The organism is Paenibacillus sp. AK121 (assembly GCF_019042715.1).
Classification (GTDB): domain Bacteria; phylum Bacillota; class Bacilli; order Paenibacillales; family Paenibacillaceae; genus Paenibacillus; species Paenibacillus polymyxa_C.
Map to the genome: position 1 here is coordinate 33,288 of NZ_JAHPJM010000005.1, position 21,145 is coordinate 54,432.

Consider the following 21,145-nt stretch of genomic DNA (forward strand, 5'->3'; position numbering starts at 1 on the left):
ATAAAATAGATGTTGATCAACACTAGCCTATATAGCGGGAGAGATGATAATGAATTTGAAGCAAAAAGCGGCCGAAAAAGCAGTTGAGGCGATTCAGGATGGCATGAAAGTAGGACTTGGTACAGGCTCGACAGCCTATTGGGCTATTCAAAAAATCGGAGAGCGTGTGGCACAAGGTTTACATATACAGGCTGTAGCTACATCCCAAGCCTCGGAGGATCAGGCTAGGGAGCTGGGAATTCCCATCATTCCGTTTGATCAGATTGGAAGGCTTGACGTTACCATTGATGGTGCAGATGAGGTGAATGAGCAACTGGTATTGGTGAAAGGTGGAGGCGGTGCTCTGCTGAGAGAGAAAATTGTGGAAAGCAATACCGACCGATTAATCATTATTGTGGATGAGTCCAAGGATGTGAAGGTACTGGGCGCATTCCCTTTGCCGGTCGAGGTGGTGCCTTTTGCCAGTGAATGGACGTTGGAGGCTCTGCGGCAGACAGGCTGTAAAGCGGAATGGCGTATGAAAGACGGCGAGCGCTTCCTTACGGATAACGGTAATTATATTGCCGATTGTCGTTATGGTACGATCGAGAACCCGCAGGAGCTGGAAATTCGCTTAAATCAAATTCCGGGTGTAGTCGATAATGGACTGTTCATTAACATGGCGGACCAAGTCATTATCGCACGAGCTAATGGACAAATTGACATACGGAATAAATAATGTCTGGTAACCGTCTGTTTTATAATGTGGCATTCGTGTTATTGATATTATATACAGGGCTTCTATTATATTGGATGTTTCTCGGTTTTGGTCGTACATTACGGCCAGGACCTCCGTATTCATATAATATGGTTCCATTGGATACGATCGGGCGATACTGGCGGGCAATGTATTCGTCCCCTTTTCGGGTATGGGGTGTTAATTTGCTTGGGAATATTGGTGTGTTCATTCCCTTCGGTGTTCTTTTGCCGATCATTTGGGTGTCTATGCGCAAGGTAGGCAGGCTGCTGTTAGTGGTGGTAGTCGCATTGGTCATTCTCGAAGTAAACCAAATGCTGCTGGGCGCAGGTACGATGGATGTGGATGACATCATACTGAATGTGCTGGGAGTATTATGCGGACGTGTTGCCTATGTATTTTTACGTAAGAAATTAAGAACTGAATCATAATCGCCCTGCTCTCGATATCAGTGTTTAATGACTGGTCGAGGGCAGGCTTTTTTTACATAATGAACGGCAATTTTCGCATAATAGATGGTAATTCCTACAATAACAGAGCGTAAGAGCAGGAAGGGAAGCGCTTAAACTTGACAAAAGTACGCAATTAAGATATCTTTGAATAAAGATATGAGTAACGGAGGCTGTTAATATGTCTGTAAAACCAGATGATCAGGACTTAGCGCTTAATTTGTTCGTTGTTCTGGCACGTGCCTATAATTCGGTCACATCTCGCACGAATCGGGACATTCATAGTCATGGATTAAATACAACTGAATTTGGTGTGCTTGACCTGCTGTATTATCGCGGACCGCAGCCTTTGCAGAAAATTGGAGAAAAGGTACTGATCTCCAGTGGGAATATTACGTATGTGGTGGATAAACTTCAGAAAAAAAACCTGCTTACTCGCCGTGCGTCACAAGATGATCGGCGTGTAATTTATGCAGAATTGACTGACGATGGACGTCATTTTTTTGAGCAAATATTTCCACAGCATCATCGTGTTATTATGGAGACTGTGGATGGCTTATCCGTGGAAGAGAAGGAGCAGGCTATTCATCTGCTAAAAAAGCTTGGACTAACAGCTGAGGGACAGAAGAGTAACGGATCATAAGTGTTGCATATTCTGGTTAATTCAGCTTTGAGATAAAATACCGACTTTTCGGTATTTTATTTTTTTGTCTAATTTTGGAGCAGTAGGTACGCAAATCAGGTATAATTGTCTAATAGTCTCGATCTGAGGTCATCCCTAGAACCTGTTTCATATACAAATACCTTGTCGGGGAAGGAGCTGTACATGAGTATACAGCAATATACCGCAGGTGAGTCGCTATTAATGCAAGCAGGAGGCTTGGCTGAACTAGTTACCCATAAACAATACGAATTACAGCCGGATCTTTTGGAGCGCTTTGGGGACAACGGTAAAATAAAGACAAAACAGGACTCCATATATAGTTTGAACTATTTAGCAGAAAGTGTAATCGTGAACAGTCCTATTTTATTTACGTATTATGTTTCCTGGTTAAAGAGACTTCTAGAAGGTTTCGGCATAACCCAAGAAGATTTGATCATCAATTTTCAATTAATTCGGGAGACGTTGGTAGAGCACTTTCATCACACGGATAAAACGACGGTGCTGATGCATCTGGAATTGGGGATACAGCAAATTGGGAAGAAGGAGGAGTACGCCTCTTTTATTACAGATGATAATCCCTATGCTGCAGATGTGGCTCAATATTTGGAATATTTACTTTTAGGTAATCGCAGACAGGCTTTGGATTGGATCGTTCATTTGCTTGATGAAGGTACGTCTATTCAACATACTTATAAATATATTTTTCAAATTTCGCAATATGAAATAGGTCGTCTGTGGCATGAAGGCAAAATTACGGTTGGCCAAGAACATTTTTGTACTGCTGCGACTCAGTTTATTATTTCCAGCCTGTATCCCAGATGGATAGGTACTGGAAATAAGGGACGCAGCCTTGTAGCAGCATGCGTAGGCAGCGAGCAGCATGAAATAGGTCTGCGTATGCTGGCTGATATATTCGAGATGGATGGTTGGGATACGTACTATTTAGGTGCTAATGTACCTGATCGGAGCCTGCTTCAGGCCATTGTGAGTTACAACGCAGATGTGGTAGCTATCTCAGCTACCATGGCTTACCATGTCCATCTGGTGAAAAAGTTGATTACTGTTATCCGTCAAAATACAACTACTAGTCATGTAAAAATTATGGTCGGTGGCTTGCCCTTTAATCTTGATTCACACTTATGGCAGGAAGTTGGGGCGGATGGATATGCACCAGGTGCGGAGGAAGCGCTGGAGGTAGCAGAGGGCATACTTTCGCTCAAGAGATAATGTTAGTGTTGGCAACCCGTAAGTCATTTTGTAAAGGGGGCCTTTTAATATGAAGGAACCGACAGCAGAAATGGCTGTCCTGCGGAGAACGGTCGAACAATTAACGGATGAGGTTCTGAAAAGCAAAGCTGAGGAAGAAAAGCTGCTGAATGAATTTTCAGCAATGAACAACGAGCTGGTCAATCTGCAACGTCAGCTTGCCAAAAGCAATGCGGAATTAAAGCGGACAAAGGAAGAAGCGATACGGGCTAATGACCTGAAGAGCACTTTTCTCGCCGTGGTTAGTCATGAATTTAGAACGCCAATGAACGGAATTCTGGGGATGATCGAAATGTTAGCTGCATCCAAACTGTCTCCAGATCAGCGGCAGGCCATCGGTGTGATACGTGAGTCGGCCTCTCTGCTGCTAAACATGATTAATAATCTGCTCGATATATCCAAAGTAGAAGCAGGACAGATGGAATTGGAGATCGGAAATGTCAGAGTTCAAGCGATTATGAGCCATGTTGCCCAGTTGTTGGAGCCACAAATTTATCAGATAGGCAATCAGTTGAGTATAGAGACTGATCCTGGCGTGGCAGAGCATCTCGAAGGAGATTCGGCAAGGATCATGCAGATCTTGCTTAATCTGTTGAACAATGCGAATAAATTTACAAGCGAAGGGAACCTTGTTGTTCGGACAAAATTGGTTGAGGAAACAAAAGATTCCCAACGTGTTCGTTTTGAAGTACAGGATTCGGGCATCGGGATTTCACCGGAGGATCAGGACAAGCTGTTTCAGCCTTATGTGCAAGCCGGTGAGGGCGGCGCCTCTCAATATGGAGGAACGGGACTGGGACTATGGATATGCAGCTCGTTTGTGAAACTTATGCAGGGAGAGATTGGGATCGTCAGCGAAGAAGGCCAAGGCTCCACGTTTTGGTTTGAAATTCCCTTCAGGAAGGCATCAGGACAGGCAGATAAAATAGAGAAACATGAAAATGGTGAATTGACGGCACGTAGCGAATTGCTTCGTGAGCATAGTCTTTCTCAAGCTATTTTGGTGGCTGAGGATAATCGGGTGAATCGTCAAGTGGTGCAATTACAGCTTAACCACCTGGGATTCCAGCATATTGACTTTGCCGAGGATGGGAAAGCCGCAGTAAGAGCGGCCTCCGAACGATCCTACGCCTGCATTCTAATGGATCACCATATGCCTCTGCTAAATGGTCACGATGCGGCGAAAGCGATCCGCCAGTGGGAAGTAGAAAACCAACAGCCGCCCGTAACGATCATTTCTTTGACCGGAAATGTGTCCGAGGAAGACCAGGCTCGTGGGCGGGAGGTTGGAGTGAACGATTACTTGACGAAACCGGTGACGATTGAAAATCTCTCAGAAAAGCTCGTCAAATGGCTACCCGTTCCGGAATCCGAGCCTATTTTGGATGAGGATGTTATTCGGGAAATTATGTTGCTGGATGAGGATGGTAGCACGGGATTACTCGAGTCATTGGTTGAAATGTATACTAGTGATACACCTGCCAAAATCAACAAGTTAAAAGAATTGGTTGCTGCGGGCGAAGCCACAAAAGTAGTAGAGGCTGCTCATGAGTTGAAATCAGGCAGCGTGAGTCTAGGGGTCGGGCGTTTGTCCAAGTTGCTGTCTGATATTGAACAGCTTGCACGGGAGAACCGACTTGAGAATACGCAAGTGAAGTTGTCTGCGCTCCAGTCTGTCTATCAGGCAACGTGCTTAGAGCTGGAACGTTATATTCACCAGTCTAGACTGATTCCCCCTTGTTAGACTTGTACCTAGAAGGAGGATCTAAGATATATATATGAAAGAACAGCTGCGTTCCATTCACCCGCTGGCTTGGACAATTATAGCAGGTACGATTTTTGGTCGGATGGCGACCTCTATGAGCATCCCATTTTTGTCTATTTATCTGACCACCCGTCTAGGGGTCTCCCCCTTTCATACGGGGGTGATCGTATCGGTCAGCTCGCTGGTCGGCATTTTTGCCAGCTTTTACGGTGGATATATTTCAGATCGGATCGGACGGCGTAAGGTGATGCTGGTATCCATCGCGAGTTGGGCGCTTGTATTCGTCGCTTTTGCGTTGGCAGAAGCGGCTTGGGCTTTTTTTGTCATTAATGCTCTGAACGGACTATGCAGATCCTTGTTCGAGCCAACTTCGAGGGCGCTATTATCAGATGTAACCCCCAAGGAGAAAAGATTGCTCGTCTATAACATGAGATATGCGGCGATTAATGTTGGTGTGGTGGCAGGACCGCTGCTTGGTTTGATGTTGGGATCGGCATCTACAGGTACGCCGTTTATGGTAGCCGCTGGTGTGTATGCTCTGTACGGGGTGCTGCTGTTGATCCAATTTACTCGGTATGCAGCAGATCTGCATGTAGGCACAACCGCAGGCGAGGCTCCGCTGCGGATGGGTGAGGCGTTCCGAACAGCCAGCAGAGATCCCGTATTTATGCCGATTTTGTTGGGAACCGTATTCTGCGTAATGGGCTATGCTCATTCCAATTCGACAATGCCTCAATTTTTATCGTTGTCCTTCGAGGAAGGTACCCGGTGGTTTACATACATGCTAACGGTCAACGCGGTTTGCGTATTGGCTTTTCAGTATCCACTGGTACGACTGGCAAGCCGCTTTTCTCCAGTGAATTCCTTAATAGCAGGGAATATATGTATTGCAGTCAGCTTGCTGCTGTGCGGTATGCTAAACTCAGGCTGGATGTTTATACTGGATATGGTGTTGTTTACAGTAGGCGAAGTATTATTGTTCACGATGCTGGACGTACTGATTGATCAAATTGCTGATGTCCAATATAAAGGGACCTACTTCGGTACGATCGGCTTTAATAATTTGGGTAGTGTACTGGCTCCTTTATTTGGTGGCTGGTTGCTGGATATCTATGGTCAAACAGCACCGCTTGCCGTGTTTGTTCCGGTTGCACTGTCGGTTGTGATCGGTATTCCGTTCCTGCTGGTAGCACGCCGCCGTTTGGCGCAACGTACAGCCCGGTTCGCGGCTCAAGGTGGGGAGTCTGTGCAGCAACTATCATCATAAAAAAAGGGAGCTGAGTACAGGATGAAGTCGGAAGAAGATGTGCTACGAATTATACAATATATGAATGATCCACAGGTCTTGGAAGACTTGCGTTATGTGCGAGGGCTGAAGCTTCCGCAAGGCTGTATAGCCGCGGGCTATGTACGAAACCGGGTTTGGGACAAGCTTCATGGCTATACAACGGCTACACCTCTAAACGATATCGATGTTATTTATTTTGACCCTAAAAATACGCTAGAGGAACGAGATGAGTTTCTGGAGCAGTCCTTGAATCGTAAACAGGCAGGACGCAACTGGTCTGTCAAAAATCAAGCTCGGATGCATATTCGCAACGGGGAGGCTCCGTATTCCTCGATAGAGGATGCGATGAGCCGCTGGCCAGAGACGGCAACAGCTGTAGCCATTCGATTGAATGCCAAGGATCAAATGGAAGTTATTTGTCCGCATGGGTTGGAAGATCTGCTGGATATGCGGGTACGCCAAAGCCCCCTGTTCCGTCACACTACGGCTTTTCGTCAGCGTGTATTTGAAAAACAGTGGCTAGATAATTGGCCGTTGCTTATTGTGGAAAACTAAAGTATAACCTCATTTCAGATTATAAGGAGAGACGACTAACGATGTTCAAAAATATAAAACCAGATTCAGATCGTGAGGAGGTGCTGGAGCTTCTTACCTATGCTGTGCTTGATCATCCTGAACGCGGAGAGGCGGCTTTGCGTGCTTATCAAGCCTCGGATGAATGGAAGTTGTTCGGTGTGGAAGATGAAGGACTTATTGTAGGTGTTGTCGGTTTTGAGGAGCGGGAGGATGGAACGATCGTGCTCCATCATCTGGCTGTATTACCTGAAAATCGTCATAGAGGCTACGGCAGAGGGATGTTGCTTACGCTTATTAAGGAGCGTAGCCCGAAGCGACTTACGGTGGACACAGATGCGGAGGGGGCAGATTTCTTCCGCAACGTGGGTTTTGCCGTATATGGATCGGAAGATTTGCCAGATGGTGGGCAATTCCATTGTATATATGAAATAGACGAAGAATAAGCGAATCTCCGTGTCCCACTTCCTTTTTTCTACATAATATATGTTATGTCGGAGGGAGGTGGGTTTCATTGGCGTATCACTACACAGCGATTGGAGATTCTTTAACGACAGGTGCAGGGACGTTGCTGAGTGGCGGCTTTGTACCTGTCTATCGGCGAATGGCGGAAAGACATCTCCGTACGCCAGTCAGTTATGAGAATCTGGGAATCAACGGATTGACATCGCAGGAGCTGCTGTCCATGGTCCGCAACAATCCGCTTTTTCGGTCGGCAATCAGCCGGGCTGAACTCATAACGGTGACGATCGGCGGGAATGATCTGCGTCCATATATCAGTACACTTGCTGGAAGCCCAGGCGCGTCGGGTTCTTCCATTCCGCAAGCGCTGAATCATACCAAAGAACATGTACGCCAAATTGTACATGCCCTGTATCAAATAAAGTCCGGTCAGCGTGAGCCATTTATCATCCGAATGGTGGGGTTATATAATCCTTTTCCAGGAGTAAGGGAGGCGGGAGTATATGTGCGCCAATACAACTCGTTTCTCTATACATTGGGCGGGCCGAATTATCGGGTAGCGAACATTTATCCCATATTCGAAGGCAATGAACGGGCACTGCTTTCGCTGGACCGGATACATCCGAACAGCCGTGGTTATCGCGTGATTGCGGAAGAGCTGAATCGACTTGGTTATACGCCGTTACGATGACCGTGAGAGGATGCTTTGGATCGGAAAAAGTATAATAAAGAAAGAGGTTCATCATGGCAGATTAACTGTTCATCTTGAACCTCCTTTTTGCGTTTTAGCGTGTGATTTAGCTGATTATTTTACGGAATAGACTGCGTGCAGCCCACTTGCGCTCACTTCGTTTGCGGTATTTGGGCAGAGAACGATAGACAGCAATAGACTGGTTAAATGCAGTGATGGCTTCATCCTTGCGTCCCAGCATACGGTACATCAGGCCTGTCAGATAATAGCCCTCGCTGGAAGAAGACTGAATCTCCTGAAAATGCTGTAGATAGTGTAGTGACTTATTTACGTCCCGTTCCTTGAAAGCTGCGGCTAAATGCAAATAGGGTTCACCGTATTGCACCCGCGGGTTAATGTCCAGTGCCTTGAGTAAATGCTGTTCTCCATCCTCCAGGTGGGTTGTGTGTACCTCAGCCGTACCCCGCGCGTTCCAATAATCTGCTGAATCTTCATATCGGGATTGAATTTCCAATAGTAGCTCCAAAGCCTGCGAGTATTTCTTGCTTTCGATCCAAATCCGAGCCAAATCAAACTTGGCAGCCACATCGTTGGTGTTTAACACAATCTGTTGACGCAATCGTGCTGCATTGCGTCTTCTTTTCCACGGTTTGCTGATGCTGGGCAATACACCGACAAAACTGCGATCCAATATATAGATCACAATTAGGAGTACGAGCATTGCCAAAAACGGATTACCGAGCAAACTCCATAGTAGAGAGAAAATCAAAAATTTCCCAATCATTCTGCTCCAATCCTCCTGTATATGTAACTATCCATACTTTCCACATTATAGCATAGGTTACTTTAAGGGGCATTAGCATCATGAGATTTCGAAGGATGATAGCTTTCAGAATTGGTGGGGGACTTGTACATGCTTTTGATATATCGATGGGGAAAAAGAGGAGCATGAGAAGTCTCAGCATTCCCGCCAAAAGGTTGAACAGTCGGCTTTATCCAAAATATTAAACTCGATTATTTTCTCAAGTAATGAGAAATCAACTGGACTATCCCACTGGATACGTACCAACTGCTTGGTGTGATTATAGCCAGCCTGCACAATTAACTCAGAAAAATGATTAATCCCTGCCTTTTCAGGGGCAACGGCTAAATGATGTTTGGCTACGCTAAAGCCAATAATAAATGTGTCGTGATCCGTAAACATAGGCTGATTCCACGCAATTTTTGGCAATAAATTTGGAAAATTCTTGGTTACCCAAGCCAAAACCTCTTCCGTTCGGGCCCGATGTTGTGGGTTATCAATATGCGCTAAATATTCTGCAAAAACTTCCATGTTGTTCCCTCCTAAAATAAAAATTATGTCCTGTAATATTCCTCAGCAAGAATAGAGTACAAATATGAATCATGAAACTCGCCTTTGTAGTACCAATGTTCTCGCATTATACCTTCACGTTGCATTCCGATCTGTTGCATAACCTTCTCAGAAGCTTTATTTTCCGGACGACATGTTGCATAAATACGATGGACATCAAGTGTGCTAAATCCAAATCCTAGCAGGGCTCGTGCCGCTTCTGTTGCATAACCCTTACCTTGATAATCTGGGTTTAAAATATAACCCATTTCTGCATTAGTATCTTTGACATGAATACCAACACCGCCGATCAGAATTCCAGTGTCTTTAAGACATACGGCTAGTTCGTAGTCTTGTCGTGGCTTTTCCAGCTGTGAGACTAGAACTTGTTCTATATACGCCTTTGTATCTTCTTCTGTATTGGGTCCCCATGCTGTGTGCCTAGTAACTTGAGGCAATGACGTGTAGGTATGTATACTTCCTTAAGCAGATCTGATGGGAAAGATTCAAGATTTTGAAAGAAAACGTTAAAGAAGAGTATCCAATTACGTGTTGAACAATGGGAACGAATGAATCCTTTTGCCGCCTGAACGCAAACCGCAAGGGAGGCGTCCGGCAAAAGGCAATCAGAAGATAATGAATGTGGTAATGGAGCAGCCTACGGTTATGGGGTATCTGCTTGTCCTAAAACACCCTGCGAGCTGTTACGAAACGTTTCTTCCATTTACCGTCAAGCGTGTCAAAATGAACGCCGCGTTCTTTGGAGAAAGTATGCAGCAATTTGTTGTTCCCTGCATAGATCGCCACATGGCCGATCTCCAGCCCCCGCGCACTGAAGAACAGCAGGTCACCTTTGCGCAGCTCGTTCAGCCCGATCTCTTGGCCTTCTTTGGCCTGATCGTAAGAGACACGGGGGAGGTCGACAGAGAGCGTATGCCGGAACACTTCCCCGACAAAAGAGGAACAATCAAAGGTCGATGTCTGTCCGGTTGCTGCGCCGAATTCATAAGGGGTACCAAGGAATTTCTGCCCGTAGGCGATCAGTTCATCTCCCTGCCGTTCTGCTAGGGAAGTGCTGGTATAGTCACTGTATTTTGGTTTTGCCGATATGTACCCGGTCAGGTTGTTTTTAGTGCGTACTTCCAGCCAGAGGGCATTGACCTCGCGGATGACATGAACCTTTTCACCGGTTGGAATAAGCCGCAGGGAAGGGGAAGTTTCTGATGAATCCGGTTTGCTACGCAGGTTGACTCCGGAAAGAACCGTTGTGAAAAAATCATCAGTGGAGGCAATCCGAATCGTACGGGTTAGGCCGTCCCACTTCACTGTGCTCCCAAGTGCTTCACTCACAAAACGCAGTGGAATCATTGTGTTGCCCTCAACAATCTGTCCGGGAACGTTCAGGGATAGCGTTTTACCGTTGAAGGTGGCAGTCGCTTTTCCGATGCGATAGGTCAGCGTCGTGGTGTTTTTGGTTGCTGTTACGGTTTTGCTGGATCCGTTCCAGGAAAGCACAGCTCCTTGCGCTTCAAACAACTGCCGCATGGGAACGAGCGTTGTCCCGTCTAGCAGTAGCGGTTGGGCAGTAAGCTCAAGCGGGCGGTCATCCACATAAACGGTTGTTACTGGAGTTAGCGGTGCCGGCTTGGCGTAAGATGGGGTTGCTTGAAGCAGTGGTACTGCCAGCAGAGCCAGCCATACTTTCTTGTTCATTGTCATGCTGTCATCACCTCGTTGTTAATGTGTTCCTCTAAGTTGTACGATACTGCCTCCGATTAGTTGTGTACCAATTATTGGACTGATTCAAAAAACAAAAAAAACAAAAATAAAACAAAGAAATATCTGTGTTTTTATATTGACATCAAAATCAAATAAAGATAGAATTATAATTGTGAAATGTTTCACTTTAGAGTAGTTCTGTATTTAGCGAGGGATCAAAAGTGAATCCTTAGGAGGCAGATTTTTATGAGCGCACATGTATTTTTTGTACCATCTATCAATCTGATGGGAAAAGGCTGTTTGCATGAAGTTGAACCCTATATAAAAGAACTACATTTAAACAAAGCACTGGTCGTGACGGATAAGTTTCTGATGAAGAGTGGAATTGCCGGCAAGGTCACATCCTTGCTGGATGATATAGGCATGGACTATGCGGTATATGATGAGGTCAAGCCCAACCCGACCTGTAAAAATGTACATGATGGCGTCCAATTTCTACAAGAAAACGGCTGTGACTTCTTAATTTCCATTGGCGGAGGATCCCCACAGGATACGGCCAAGGGAATCGGCATTATTGCTACCAACGGGGGACATATAACTGAGTATGAGGGCGTTCATCAATCCAAGCATAAATCGCTGCCGATTGTCGCTATTAATACAACGGCAGGAACATCCGCAGAAATTACAATCAATTATGTCATTACGGACGAAGAGCGCAAAGTCAAAATGGTTATGGTTGACAAGAATAGCGTAGCTACGATTTCAGTCAACGATCCTGAACTGATGGTAGACAAACCCGCCGCATTAACGGCAGCTACCGGACTAGATGCTTTGACCCATGCCATTGAAGCTTTGGTTACTCCAGGCTCCTACCCTGTTACAAATGCGACCGCGTTGGCAGCAGTAGAACTTATTTTTAACAATTTGGCCCGCACGGTGAGCGACGGTCATGATATAGAAGCACGTGAACAAATGGTTTTCGCTATTTTCTTGGGAGGACTTGCATTTAATAATGCCGGCTTGGGTTACGTCCATGCTATGGCCCATCAGCTAGGCGGCGTATACGATTTGCCTCATGGGGTTTGCAATGCCATGCTGCTGCCGATTGTGGAGGAGGAGAATGCCAAGCATGTACCAAAGAAGTTTCGTGCCATTGCTAAGGTGATCGGTTTTGAAGATAAGGGAAAAACGGATAAAGAATGCGCAGACTATGTAATTCAAAGAATCAAGGACCTGTCGAAGGAAGTAGGGATTCCTGCCAAACTTTCTGAACTAGGTGTAAACGAGGTGGATTTAGATTTGCTTGCCGAAAACTCCATGAAGGATGCTTGCGCTCCGGGCAATCCGTTCATACCTAGCAAAGAACAAGTTATCGAAATGTTTAAGAAAATTCTATAAATAATACTGTTGTTATTTTTTGTTATTTTTGTTATATACTTTGAGGGCTGTCCCAGGAACTGATCAAGAATACCGGGAACGGCCCTTTTGGCCTAAGTCATTACAGATTCCCATTTGTCCACTTTTTTACTTAAGAACTCCTGAAGCTCCCCCTCGTTGTTGCTTAGCTTATAAAATAAAGAAAGAGCGACAAGAATCACGTCTGCACATTCCTCTTTGACATCGGAAATATTCAATTGCTTATATTCGCTACCGTTTGCATTCATATAAGACAACATGGCTTGAGAAGTTTCTCCTACTTCTTCGGATAATTTTAGAACCATCTGCTCTAATGTTTTCTTTTCTTGGGTGCTCAAGTATTGGATTTTCTTTAAAAGCTGCTCCATTTAACAACCTCCTAACTATTTTTAAAATCTTATTATAACAGACTTAGATCTAGTTCTTTGAAGCATTTAATACGTTAAAATTAGATCAGACTGACTAAGTACTTGATATATATAGATGTCTATGTAATAATACTTGTATGTTAAAAAATAATGCAGCTGCACTTGTAGGAACCATTAGGGACTCGATCAATAAATTAATTGTATCTGAGCTCGAATCCTATGGAGTTGAAGGAATCGTACCTACCCATGGTGGAATACTGATGTTCCTGTATCAAACGGATGGACTTTCGATTAAGGAATTGACGCAAAAAATTGCTCGTCAACAGCCCACAGTCACTGTTTTAATCGACAAGCTAGTAAAATTGGGGTATGTGGAAAGGAAAAAAGAAAGGGAGGATAGCCGAGTTACTCTGATCTATCTTACCGAAAAGGGGAAAGAGCTGGAGCCTATATTTGAGGCGATCTCTAATAAATTAAAAGAAACTATTTATGGTGGTCTCAAAGATGAGGAAAAAAAACAACTGGAATATCTGTTGGAGCATATAAAAAACAGGTTTTAAATTTTTTTTGAGTAAATGTATAGATATCTATGCAAATGCCAAAATAACAATAAAATATCTGGAGGTCATGAAAATGAAACATCTTATCATCTATGCTCACTCTAACGCTGAAAGCTTTAACCACGCGATACTGGAAACGGTTGTAACGACCTTGAAGGAAAAAGGTGACGAAGTCGTTGTACGCGATCTGTACGCTCTTGATTTTCAACCGGTATTAAAACCTGAGGATACGGCAGCGATGAGAGCTGGACAAACGCCGGCTGATATCAAAGTAGAGCAGGAATATATCTCGCAGTCTGATACGATTACGTTTATTTCACCCATTTGGTGGACAGGTCTTCCTGCGATCCTGAAAGGTTATGTTGATCGTGTATTTGCCTACGGCTTTGCATATACGGCTGGTGCAGAAGGGATTAATAAGTTGCTTACAGGTAAAAAAGGGTTTATCGTGAATACACATGGTACGCCCAACGCGATCTACGATGAAATTGGTATGACCGCAGGATTGAAGCTCACATCAGATACGGGTATTTTTGATTTTGTTGGAATTGAATCAGTCGGTCACTTGCTGCTTGGTAGTATCGGCTACCTTGATGAAGATGGTTACAAAGGATTGTTGAAACAAGTACAAGACACGGTTAAAACGGTGCTGTAAAGTTAGTTCATATTCGTTCAGAAGCGTAGGACATTCTTTAAACGATAAGGTCAACCAGCAATTACGGGTTGGCCTTTTCTTACAAATGCTAATACTTTTCCAATATAGTCCAGACAACGATCTGATCCTGCTTGTTATTATGGGGATATACAAAACTAGCCTTCGTACGATTTATTTTGTCATAATATACTATGGCGTTTAGGCTTTGGGCAGAGTCGTAGCTTTGATCCACGAAATGGTTGCCCAATTTATTTTTCACATCCTCAAGTTTCTGAAGTTTGTGGCCACTGATGCTGGAAAATTCGCTCTCGGACAAGGTTTGCAGTTTCATAATCTCTCCACTAGAACTATAGACAATCAAGAAATTTTCAAAATACCTGTGATCGGCATCTTTTGTGTGTTTATCGTTAAAATCGGGGTTCTTTTTATAAGCAGTCAAATCAATCTCCGTAATATTCTTGCTTAGTGGAATATTGTTTATTGACAATTCCGATAGATCCGTTGATTTTACCGACATCTCCGTCCTTAGATCTTTTGTGAAATATGCCATTAAAGCGATCAGGATAACAATACATATAATGAAGCTTTTTTTGGGGATTAGCTTAAGCATAGTTTGAAGACTCCTTCACTATCACAGAGATTAGCATGGTTTATTTTATCGCAAATACTGGAATATACTATTTATTGTAACGAGTCAATGAATGAGATTAAAGAATTTTTTGTTCTCGGCCTGAGAGATGTCTATAGGTGAAGGGGGAAGGATAATAATTCACAAATATTTCATTGTTATTATTGTTGGCAATTCTTTATAGTACATAGTATCCATATTTAGTTTAACGTCGAGATAATGGAATTAATTTCCCCTTACTCCGAGATCATCTGCATGTATCCAGAACAAGAATTACGGCAGCGCTTACGGTAATAAGGAAAAAGGCGATGTGGCAATAGAAATAGAAATGCCTGATGTGGTTAATTGAGCTTTCTTTGAATATGATGAATGCGGATTCTAGTGAAAAATAACATAATGTGAGGGTGTACTGGGTGAGATATAAAATCATAGCAGATAGTTGCTGCGACTTAACGACAGAGCTTAAAGAAAAGATGCAAGTAACTACGATTCCATTAAACATGACATTGGGTGAAAAATGCTTCATAGATGATGATACATTGGACTTGCCTCAGTTTATGGAAGAAATGAAAGCCTGTACAACCAAGATTGGTTCCGCTTCACCGTCACCTATGCTATATAAGGAAGCCTTTCAAGGCGCGCATACTTCTTTTGCCATTACATTATCCAGCAACCTGTCCAGCTCGTATTCCAGTGCATTGGTCGCAAAGGATATGGCGGAAGAAGAAGGGGCAGATGTTCATGTATTCGATTCGAAAAGCGCATCGGCTGGACAACTCTTGTTAGCTCTAAAATTACGCAAGCTGATTGACGAAGGATATCATAAAAGCGAGATTATCTCTTCTTTGGAGAGCTTTATCAGCAAGATGAAAACCTATTTTGTGTTAGAGAATTTGGATAATTTGGTCAAGAACGGACGAATGAATAAAATTACTGGAAAGATACTTTCATTTTTGCATATCAGGCCTATTTTAGGTTCAGACGGTGACGGAAACATCGCATTATTTACTCAAGCCCGTGGTCAGAATCAAATCATTGAAAAGTTGGCAGATACCATTGAAAAAAGTGGTCGGAGTACCGAAGGAGAAAGCATCGTTATTACTCATTGCAATAATCCCGGACTGGCACAAAAGTTAATGAATACCTTGAAGAACCGCTATCAATTTAAAGATATTCATATTGTGCCCACCAGGGGAATTAGTTCAATGTATGCCAATGACAAAGGGATCATTATCGCCTTTTAAAAAGTATTCAGGGTTTATCCTCGTGTGATGGATAAACCCTTTTTAGTATATTGGGGCTTTGCATGAGTCTAAGCCTATCCCAATTTTCTAATGAGGACAGAGGCATTTACGCTGGCTTGAGTTCCTCCGGCCTGTGTTTGCAGGGTAACAGCAGCAGTAGAGCTATGGTTACGCAGAGTAAGGACATCACCGCATGCCAAAGCAAGGACGGCTTGCCCGGTGTTCTGCTGTGTCCCGGCTCCTGAGCCGTACACGGTTCCCTCAGCCAGTACGCCATTAATAAAGATGGCGAATTGGTTAGGTTCTATACCCGACACCGAAAAGTGGACTTCATACTTCCCTGCATCGGCTACAGCAATTTGTGTAGTCCCTGGAAGGTGAGCAATCCCAGGTGTAAGTATGCCGTTCGTATCGAAAATGACCTCCCCTTCAATCGAAACGAGTTGGGGCCTCACATTATAAATGTAACCGAACTGCGCTAAATCACCTGTGGTTCTGGAATCCCCTTCAGCATCATGATTAATATTCACATGTACAACTTGCTTTTTGACAATGATGTCTTTACCAAACGATTTCCGTTTTGAGCGGCCTCTTTTTTTGGGGGGCATTTCCTCAAACTTTTTTTCTAGCTTATCAAACCAGGCACGGACAAAAACGTCTTTTTTACGGCCTTTTTTTCGGTTCAATTCAGGACGACCCAATACAAACACCTCCATATGGTTTGTTGTATAGTACTCCATTCATCTAGAGGAGGCATGGATATCTGTCCTGTGTTTCATAGGAAACAATCTATTTTGACTAAAAACAGGCTTCTGTACAAGGTACATTCGTCTAGTATGTAAAAAGCACCTCCAATTGTATCCTTGGTTGTCATCTAAGGATACACTTGGGGTGCCAGTAGTAGGTTAATATCATGATGAAGCGGTTTGAAGCCGCTTTTTGCGTACATATAGGGCGTACAGGATACCGCCAAGCAGGCACAGGATACAAGCAAATCCCGCCAGTAACCAAGCTGAAGCAACTGCCCCTCCACGATCCATACTGTTTCCAAGCCATAAGGGCAGCAGGGCACCTCCGACTCCGCCTGCACCGATAAGCAGGCTGGTGGTCGATTCTTCTGTACCTGGCATCATTTTGCTGGCAAAAACAAGAGCGATGGAAAAGATGCCGGACATGCCGAGTCCCAGCAGTACGATAAGGACAAAGGCACCAGCAGTGCCTTGGATCAACGGGAACACACACAGCAGCAGGGTCGCTGCCAGTGAGCTCAGAGCGACAAAGACACCGTAGCCGTATCGATCGGCAATGTAGCCTGTAAATAACCGTCCGAAGGCCATTGCCAACCAAAAGCAGGTGACACTGAGTGCTGCTTCGGCTTGTGTGAGACCGAGTCGCTCGATAAACATGGAGGGCAGGAAATTGGCCAGACTCATCTCAGTTCCTACGTAGATAAAGAAAAAAACGATAAATAATGCAAGTAGCTTCCAATTGCCTATAGGGCTGCTAATAGAAGCCTTTACGGTAGGTGACTCCAGTGAATTAGTGGAACGCTTATGGTAGTCACCTCGGTGTTCCTGTTCGTCCAATAGAGCGTCCAGTGTGCCGAAGGACCCGCGCAGCCAAGCTATAGTGGCTACGGCTGCAAACAAGGAGATGATGGGAAATGCCAGTCGCCACCAACCTAGAGCAATGAATTGGCTAGCGATAGCGGGCATAGCCAAGGCGCCGATCCCGAAAAAGACTTCCAGACGGCTCATAGCCGCGCCCGTTCCTTGAGTAATACCTCCAATAACAATAGTACCTATAAGTGTTTCTACCATTCCAAAGCCAAATCCGGCTACTGCCCCGACGGCATATAGCCAGCCCCAGGGCGGCAGAAGTGAATACAGCACTTCAGCCGCACACAGCAGAAGTAGAGCAAATACCAGACTTCGGCGTTTGCCGAACGTCCGGGCAAGCCACGGTGACAGTAGGACTCCAGCCAGAAAGCCGGAAAATTGAGCGAAAATCAGGCTTCCGCCATCCGTATAGGTTCTACCGTAATGCTCTAGCAACACGGGCAGTAGGGAGCCTACAACCACATGTGCTAGACCAATTAAAAAATAAGACAAGCTGCCGATCCATAGTAGTCGTTTCATGATTAACTCCTTTGGTACTAAATTACCTTTATGCAGTAAAGTGAGTGGTATAAGTCAGATTGAATTGATTAGGATAGCTCCAGCACTTGAAAGCCATAGCCTTCAATAGAAATATCTCCTTCCAGGAATTTTCCGCTGATCAGCTCTTTTCCTTTTTGGTCATCCAGATGATATTGTTGTGTCTGGGCATTATGGTTGAGAACAAATAGATACGACTTTCCATCTTTGGACCGCATAGTGGCTTCTATGCCCGCAGGAGCACGCAGCAGGGATGAAATCCCTTTTTGCTCACAAATGTAGCCCAGCAGACCATCAAGGAAAGGTTCCTCAGGGTCAGTAGCGACATACCACGCTTCACCTTGACCAAAGCGATTGCGTGTCAGTACTGGCATGCCCTGATAGAAATCATCGCCGTATTCCGCCAGCACCTCGGCTCCTTCGCTATGCAGCAAGTCGCAGAGCAACCCACATTTATATTCACCTTCTAATACGCCCACTTTTTCTTTCAATATTATGCGGTTGTGTGATTCAGGCAGAAGCGCATCAATTTCCTCCACCCAGATCCCGAGTAAATTACGCAGTTTACCAGGATATCCTCCGGTTGTGACCAGATCGTTTTCATTTACAATGCCACTGAAAAAGGTCGTTAAGAAGGTGCCGCCACGCTCTGTGAATTGTTCCAGCTTCTCGGCAGTACCCGGCTTGACCATGTAGAGTACAGGCGCGATAATGAGATCATATTTTTGGAAATCTGTATCCACAGAAATCAGGTCTACCTGTACGTTACGCCGGAAGAGGGTAGCATAATACTTATGCACCTGATCCAAGTATTTCAAGGCGACAGAAGGGCCGCTTGACTTTTCCAAAGCCCACCAATTGTCCCAATCAAACAAAATAGCTACTTTGGCATGAACAGTCGCGTCAAGCAGCGTGTTGCCTAAAGCGCCGAGCTCATTGCCAAGCTGTGACACCTCGCGAAATACACGTGTGTTGTCATGCCCGGCATGCTCAATTACGGCCCCGTGGAATTTCTCGCAAGCACCGATCGAGCGGCGAAGCTGGAAAAACATGACCGTATCCGCGCCATGTGCTACAGCCTGATAACTCCATAAACGCATAACGCCAGGCCGTTTAAGTGAATTATACGCCTGCCAATTCTGTTGGCTCGGTGTTTGCTCCATCAGCATAAAGGGCTGCCCATCCTTCAAGCCGCGCATCAGGTCGTGCGCCATCGCCGTATAGCTTATCGGGGTATTAGCCCCAGGATAGCTGTCCCAAGATACTATATCCATGTGCTTAGCCCACTTAAAATAATCCAGTTGCTTAAAAAAGCCCATCAGATTGGTTGTTACCACGGCATCGGGAATATGTTTTTTAATCGCGTTATATTCCAGCAGGTAGCAATCCAGCATACTGTCTGAATTGAAGCGCGCATAATCAAGGGATATGCCCTGAAATGTGGAGTGATTTTCTCCCCAATGCTCACTCAGATTATTTGGAGGTACAATTTCATCCCAATCATAGAAGGTGTGACCCCAGAAGGAAGTATTCCACACCCGGTTTAGCTCTTCTAGTGATCCGTATTTTTGTTTGAGCCATACCCGGAACGCTGCGGCACAATTGTCACAATAGCAATCCCCGCCATACTCATTGGATACGTGCCACACGAGGATTGCGGGATGGTCTTTGTATCGCTCTGCAAGTCGGTCAGCCATCTGCTCTGCGTATTTTCGATAGGTTGGACTGTTCGGACAAGAGTTATGTCGTCCTCCGAATTTTCGCTTACGCCCGTCAGCATCGACTCGAAGAATGTCGGGATAACGGGTAGCCATCCAAGCAGGATGCGCTGCCGTACTAGTAGCTAGACAAACGAAGATATCGCTTTCATAAAGATTATTAATCAACTGATCCAGCCACTCAAAATGATATGTGATTTCGTCAGACTGAATTTTAGCCCATGAGAAAACGTTGAGTGTGGCGATATCAATTCCTGCCTGCCTGAACATCCGTAAATCCTCCTGATGCGTGGCCTCATCCCATTGCTCAGGATTGTAATCCCCACCGTAAAATACTTTAGGAAGTTTGCTGCTTATCATGCCAATCACCTCTGTATATAAGAATAATCCTATCTTATAATACAAATAAATGCTTTTAAATATAATAAAATGAACATGTATATAACAATATGGATCTACATGAGAAATAGATACCGCATACACCGGAGGTGCTTATTATGATTTTGACTCCCCATCATTTGCGATTTTTCCTGACTACTCGTGAGCACTCTTTACCCCTTTTTATTGAAAGTATCGGATTTAATAGCAGACAGGAGGATGTTTCCCGTCCAGAGGGCTATCCTTGCTTTCACTGGATTCAGACGGTGTCAGGTGAGGGGATGTTTACATATAAAGGGGGAACCTTCCGTTTGGGTGAGCAGTCCGGGGTTCTGCTACTGCCTGGTGAAGCCCATGCATACAGACGGGCGACCAAGGTATGGCGAACGTTATACATCACATTTGACGGACCCATCGCCGCGGCTGTATTGACTGCACTCGGATTGAAGCATACGCGAGGGTACCATTGGGACCCGGATAGCGAGCTGCACAGCTTTGGGGAAAACATGCTACACTCCATGGTTAGTGAACGTGATTTGTCTGGATTAGATGCTTCGGCCAATATGTACCGTTTTCTGACTCTGCTGCGTAAACATGGACAACATAGCTCGATGCCTTCCTTATCTCATAATGTGGAACGTTTAACCCCTGTACTGACCTTTATGGAGCAAAATTATGCCAGCCCAGATGTGGGTTTAAGGGATATGGCCGTTATGATGAATGTCAGCGCTCGTCATTTAAATACATTGTTTAAGCAAGCGTTCGGTGTGACTTCGTATGCTTATCTGATTGTAATTCGGTTGCGGAAGGCTAAGGAAATGATGACAGAGTATCCGCAATTAACGGTAAAGGAGATTTCTGAGCGCGTAGGCTTCCGAGATGTCAGTCATTTTGTGGCAACTTTCCGCCGGGCGGAAGGAATTACGCCGGAAAGGTTCAAAATACTGTATACATAAGGGTATTTTATCGAAATACTCTTTCTTACTCGGGATTGCTCTTTTTAGGGAGCATTCCTTATTGTTTTTTTCTGGATGAGGGAGTATAAAATAATAGTTCAT

Annotated in this window: 23 protein-coding genes; 14 read left to right on the forward strand and 9 right to left on the reverse strand. The window is 44.7% G+C overall.

Annotated elements, in window-relative coordinates; genetic code table 11:
• Nucleotides 1-49 precede the first annotated feature (49 nt).
• From rpiA to KSP24_RS10770, 9 genes are all read left to right on the forward strand, one after another.
• Nucleotides 50-718, forward strand: coding sequence for a ribose-5-phosphate isomerase RpiA (gene rpiA, locus KSP24_RS10730; protein ID WP_216975125.1), 669 nt, complete (start codon nt 50-52; stop codon nt 716-718).
• Nucleotides 718-1,167 (forward strand): VanZ family protein, encoded by a 450-nt coding sequence (locus KSP24_RS10735; RefSeq protein ID WP_216975126.1) that lies wholly within the window; start codon nt 718-720, stop codon nt 1,165-1,167. The genes rpiA and KSP24_RS10735 overlap by 1 nt, the downstream gene beginning before the upstream one ends.
• Nucleotides 1,168-1,366: 199 nt before the next feature.
• Complete coding sequence (locus KSP24_RS10740) at nt 1,367-1,828, forward strand: MarR family winged helix-turn-helix transcriptional regulator (protein WP_013309820.1); 462 nt, start codon at nt 1,367-1,369, stop codon at nt 1,826-1,828.
• A gap of 183 nt (nt 1,829-2,011) precedes the next feature.
• Nucleotides 2,012-3,076 carry a cobalamin B12-binding domain-containing protein gene (locus KSP24_RS10745; protein ID WP_064963135.1) on the forward strand — a complete coding sequence of 355 codons (1,065 nt, stop codon included), beginning with the start codon at nt 2,012-2,014 and terminating at the stop codon, nt 3,074-3,076.
• Nucleotides 3,077-3,125: 49 nt separating this feature from the next.
• Nucleotides 3,126-4,859 carry an ATP-binding protein gene (locus KSP24_RS10750; protein ID WP_216975127.1) on the forward strand — a complete coding sequence of 578 codons (1,734 nt, stop codon included), beginning with the start codon at nt 3,126-3,128 and terminating at the stop codon, nt 4,857-4,859.
• A gap of 34 nt (nt 4,860-4,893) precedes the next feature.
• On the forward strand, nt 4,894-6,147 hold the full coding sequence (locus KSP24_RS10755) for an MDR family MFS transporter (protein ID WP_025677927.1): 1,254 nt from the start codon (nt 4,894-4,896) through the stop codon (nt 6,145-6,147).
• Between the two features lie 21 nt (nt 6,148-6,168).
• Complete coding sequence (locus tag KSP24_RS10760) at nt 6,169-6,723, forward strand: nucleotidyltransferase family protein (protein ID WP_064963133.1); 555 nt, start codon at nt 6,169-6,171, stop codon at nt 6,721-6,723.
• 41 nt (nt 6,724-6,764) lie between these two features.
• A complete protein-coding gene (locus KSP24_RS10765) occupies nt 6,765-7,187 on the forward strand; it encodes a GNAT family N-acetyltransferase (protein ID WP_013370606.1) in 423 nt (140 codons plus the stop codon).
• A gap of 68 nt (nt 7,188-7,255) precedes the next feature.
• Entirely contained in the window at nt 7,256-7,894 is a 639-nt protein-coding gene (locus KSP24_RS10770; RefSeq protein WP_064963132.1) for an SGNH/GDSL hydrolase family protein, read from the forward strand.
• 106 nt (nt 7,895-8,000) lie between these two features.
• Here the strand turns inward: KSP24_RS10770 and KSP24_RS10775 are convergent, their stop codons facing one another.
• The 4 genes from KSP24_RS10775 to KSP24_RS10790 form a co-directional block, all read right to left on the reverse strand.
• The gene (locus tag KSP24_RS10775; RefSeq protein ID WP_013370608.1) at nt 8,001-8,678 is read right to left on the reverse strand and encodes a tetratricopeptide repeat protein; all 678 of its coding nucleotides are present in this window, start codon (nt 8,676-8,678) and stop codon (nt 8,001-8,003) included.
• Nucleotides 8,679-8,852: 174 nt separating this feature from the next.
• On the reverse strand, nt 8,853-9,227 hold the full coding sequence (locus KSP24_RS10780; protein WP_064963131.1) for an iron chaperone: 375 nt from the start codon (nt 9,225-9,227) through the stop codon (nt 8,853-8,855).
• A gap of 23 nt (nt 9,228-9,250) precedes the next feature.
• On the reverse strand, nt 9,251-9,721 hold the full coding sequence (locus KSP24_RS10785; protein ID WP_216975242.1) for a GNAT family N-acetyltransferase: 471 nt from the start codon (nt 9,719-9,721) through the stop codon (nt 9,251-9,253).
• Between the two features lie 208 nt (nt 9,722-9,929).
• Nucleotides 9,930-10,964, reverse strand: a complete 1,035-nt coding sequence (locus tag KSP24_RS10790) for a stalk domain-containing protein (RefSeq protein WP_216975128.1) — start codon at nt 10,962-10,964, stop codon at nt 9,930-9,932.
• Nucleotides 10,965-11,210: 246 nt separating this feature from the next.
• On the opposite strand from KSP24_RS10790, the gene KSP24_RS10795 reads away from it, so the two are divergent.
• A complete protein-coding gene (locus KSP24_RS10795; protein ID WP_216975129.1) occupies nt 11,211-12,362 on the forward strand; it encodes an iron-containing alcohol dehydrogenase in 1,152 nt (383 codons plus the stop codon).
• A 92-nt stretch (nt 12,363-12,454) separates the two neighbouring features.
• On the opposite strand, the gene KSP24_RS10800 is transcribed toward KSP24_RS10795, so the two are convergent.
• Nucleotides 12,455-12,748, reverse strand: coding sequence for a MazG-like family protein (locus tag KSP24_RS10800; RefSeq protein ID WP_040101593.1), 294 nt, complete (start codon nt 12,746-12,748; stop codon nt 12,455-12,457).
• Between the two features lie 137 nt (nt 12,749-12,885).
• Between KSP24_RS10800 and KSP24_RS10805 the strand changes: the two genes are divergently transcribed.
• Both KSP24_RS10805 and KSP24_RS10810 read left to right on the forward strand, forming a co-directional pair.
• Complete coding sequence (locus tag KSP24_RS10805; RefSeq protein ID WP_014599652.1) at nt 12,886-13,308, forward strand: MarR family winged helix-turn-helix transcriptional regulator; 423 nt, start codon at nt 12,886-12,888, stop codon at nt 13,306-13,308.
• A 73-nt stretch (nt 13,309-13,381) separates the two neighbouring features.
• Nucleotides 13,382-13,963, forward strand: a complete 582-nt coding sequence (locus KSP24_RS10810; RefSeq protein ID WP_013370615.1) for an NAD(P)H-dependent oxidoreductase — start codon at nt 13,382-13,384, stop codon at nt 13,961-13,963.
• 88 nt (nt 13,964-14,051) lie between these two features.
• Here KSP24_RS10810 and KSP24_RS10815 read toward each other — a convergent pair whose 3' ends face one another.
• On the reverse strand, nt 14,052-14,573 hold the full coding sequence (locus tag KSP24_RS10815; RefSeq protein WP_216975130.1) for a peptidase M56: 522 nt from the start codon (nt 14,571-14,573) through the stop codon (nt 14,052-14,054).
• Nucleotides 14,574-15,004: 431 nt separating this feature from the next.
• On the opposite strand from KSP24_RS10815, the gene KSP24_RS10820 reads away from it, so the two are divergent.
• Nucleotides 15,005-15,835, forward strand: a complete 831-nt coding sequence (locus KSP24_RS10820; RefSeq protein ID WP_013370617.1) for a DegV family protein — start codon at nt 15,005-15,007, stop codon at nt 15,833-15,835.
• Nucleotides 15,836-15,909: 74 nt separating this feature from the next.
• On the opposite strand, the gene KSP24_RS10825 is transcribed toward KSP24_RS10820, so the two are convergent.
• The 3 genes from KSP24_RS10825 to KSP24_RS10835 all read right to left on the reverse strand — a co-directional run bounded on the left by KSP24_RS10825 (nt 15,910) and on the right by KSP24_RS10835 (nt 20,069).
• Nucleotides 15,910-16,536, reverse strand: a complete 627-nt coding sequence (locus KSP24_RS10825; RefSeq protein WP_013370618.1) for a BclA C-terminal domain-containing protein — start codon at nt 16,534-16,536, stop codon at nt 15,910-15,912.
• Nucleotides 16,537-16,746: 210 nt separating this feature from the next.
• Nucleotides 16,747-17,973 carry an MFS transporter gene (locus tag KSP24_RS10830; protein ID WP_216975131.1) on the reverse strand — a complete coding sequence of 409 codons (1,227 nt, stop codon included), beginning with the start codon at nt 17,971-17,973 and terminating at the stop codon, nt 16,747-16,749.
• 68 nt (nt 17,974-18,041) lie between these two features.
• Nucleotides 18,042-20,069 carry a beta-galactosidase gene (locus KSP24_RS10835; RefSeq protein WP_216975132.1) on the reverse strand — a complete coding sequence of 676 codons (2,028 nt, stop codon included), beginning with the start codon at nt 20,067-20,069 and terminating at the stop codon, nt 18,042-18,044.
• A gap of 137 nt (nt 20,070-20,206) precedes the next feature.
• Here KSP24_RS10835 and KSP24_RS10840 point away from each other — a divergent pair, with 137 nt between their 5' ends.
• Nucleotides 20,207-21,043 (forward strand): AraC family transcriptional regulator, encoded by an 837-nt coding sequence (locus KSP24_RS10840; RefSeq protein ID WP_019686969.1) that lies wholly within the window; start codon nt 20,207-20,209, stop codon nt 21,041-21,043.
• The last annotated feature ends 102 nt before the right edge of the window (nt 21,044-21,145 follow it).

Bases quoted from the DNA above. Each gene is read 5' to 3' on its own strand.
- KSP24_RS10755 (WP_025677927.1), top strand. From the start codon at position 4,894: ATGAAAGAACAGCTGCGTTCCATTCACCCGCTGGCTTGGACAATTATA.
- KSP24_RS10835 (WP_216975132.1), bottom strand. From the start codon at position 20,069: ATGATAAGCAGCAAACTTCCTAAAGTATTTTACGGTGGGGATTACAAT.
- KSP24_RS10790 (WP_216975128.1), bottom strand. From the start codon at position 10,964: ATGACAATGAACAAGAAAGTATGGCTGGCTCTGCTGGCAGTACCACTG.
- KSP24_RS10815 (WP_216975130.1), bottom strand. From the start codon at position 14,573: ATGCTTAAGCTAATCCCCAAAAAAAGCTTCATTATATGTATTGTTATC.
- KSP24_RS10765 (WP_013370606.1), top strand. From the start codon at position 6,765: ATGTTCAAAAATATAAAACCAGATTCAGATCGTGAGGAGGTGCTGGAG.
- KSP24_RS10830 (WP_216975131.1), bottom strand. From the start codon at position 17,973: ATGAAACGACTACTATGGATCGGCAGCTTGTCTTATTTTTTAATTGGT.
- KSP24_RS10780 (WP_064963131.1), bottom strand. From the start codon at position 9,227: ATGGAAGTTTTTGCAGAATATTTAGCGCATATTGATAACCCACAACAT.
- KSP24_RS10840 (WP_019686969.1), top strand. From the start codon at position 20,207: ATGATTTTGACTCCCCATCATTTGCGATTTTTCCTGACTACTCGTGAG.
- KSP24_RS10740 (WP_013309820.1), top strand. From the start codon at position 1,367: ATGTCTGTAAAACCAGATGATCAGGACTTAGCGCTTAATTTGTTCGTT.
- KSP24_RS10745 (WP_064963135.1), top strand. From the start codon at position 2,012: ATGAGTATACAGCAATATACCGCAGGTGAGTCGCTATTAATGCAAGCA.
- KSP24_RS10810 (WP_013370615.1), top strand. From the start codon at position 13,382: ATGAAACATCTTATCATCTATGCTCACTCTAACGCTGAAAGCTTTAAC.
- KSP24_RS10805 (WP_014599652.1), top strand. From the start codon at position 12,886: ATGTTAAAAAATAATGCAGCTGCACTTGTAGGAACCATTAGGGACTCG.
- KSP24_RS10750 (WP_216975127.1), top strand. From the start codon at position 3,126: ATGAAGGAACCGACAGCAGAAATGGCTGTCCTGCGGAGAACGGTCGAA.
- KSP24_RS10775 (WP_013370608.1), bottom strand. From the start codon at position 8,678: ATGATTGGGAAATTTTTGATTTTCTCTCTACTATGGAGTTTGCTCGGT.
- KSP24_RS10795 (WP_216975129.1), top strand. From the start codon at position 11,211: ATGAGCGCACATGTATTTTTTGTACCATCTATCAATCTGATGGGAAAA.
- KSP24_RS10735 (WP_216975126.1), top strand. From the start codon at position 718: ATGTCTGGTAACCGTCTGTTTTATAATGTGGCATTCGTGTTATTGATA.
- KSP24_RS10800 (WP_040101593.1), bottom strand. From the start codon at position 12,748: ATGGAGCAGCTTTTAAAGAAAATCCAATACTTGAGCACCCAAGAAAAG.
- rpiA (WP_216975125.1), top strand. From the start codon at position 50: ATGAATTTGAAGCAAAAAGCGGCCGAAAAAGCAGTTGAGGCGATTCAG.
- KSP24_RS10760 (WP_064963133.1), top strand. From the start codon at position 6,169: ATGAAGTCGGAAGAAGATGTGCTACGAATTATACAATATATGAATGAT.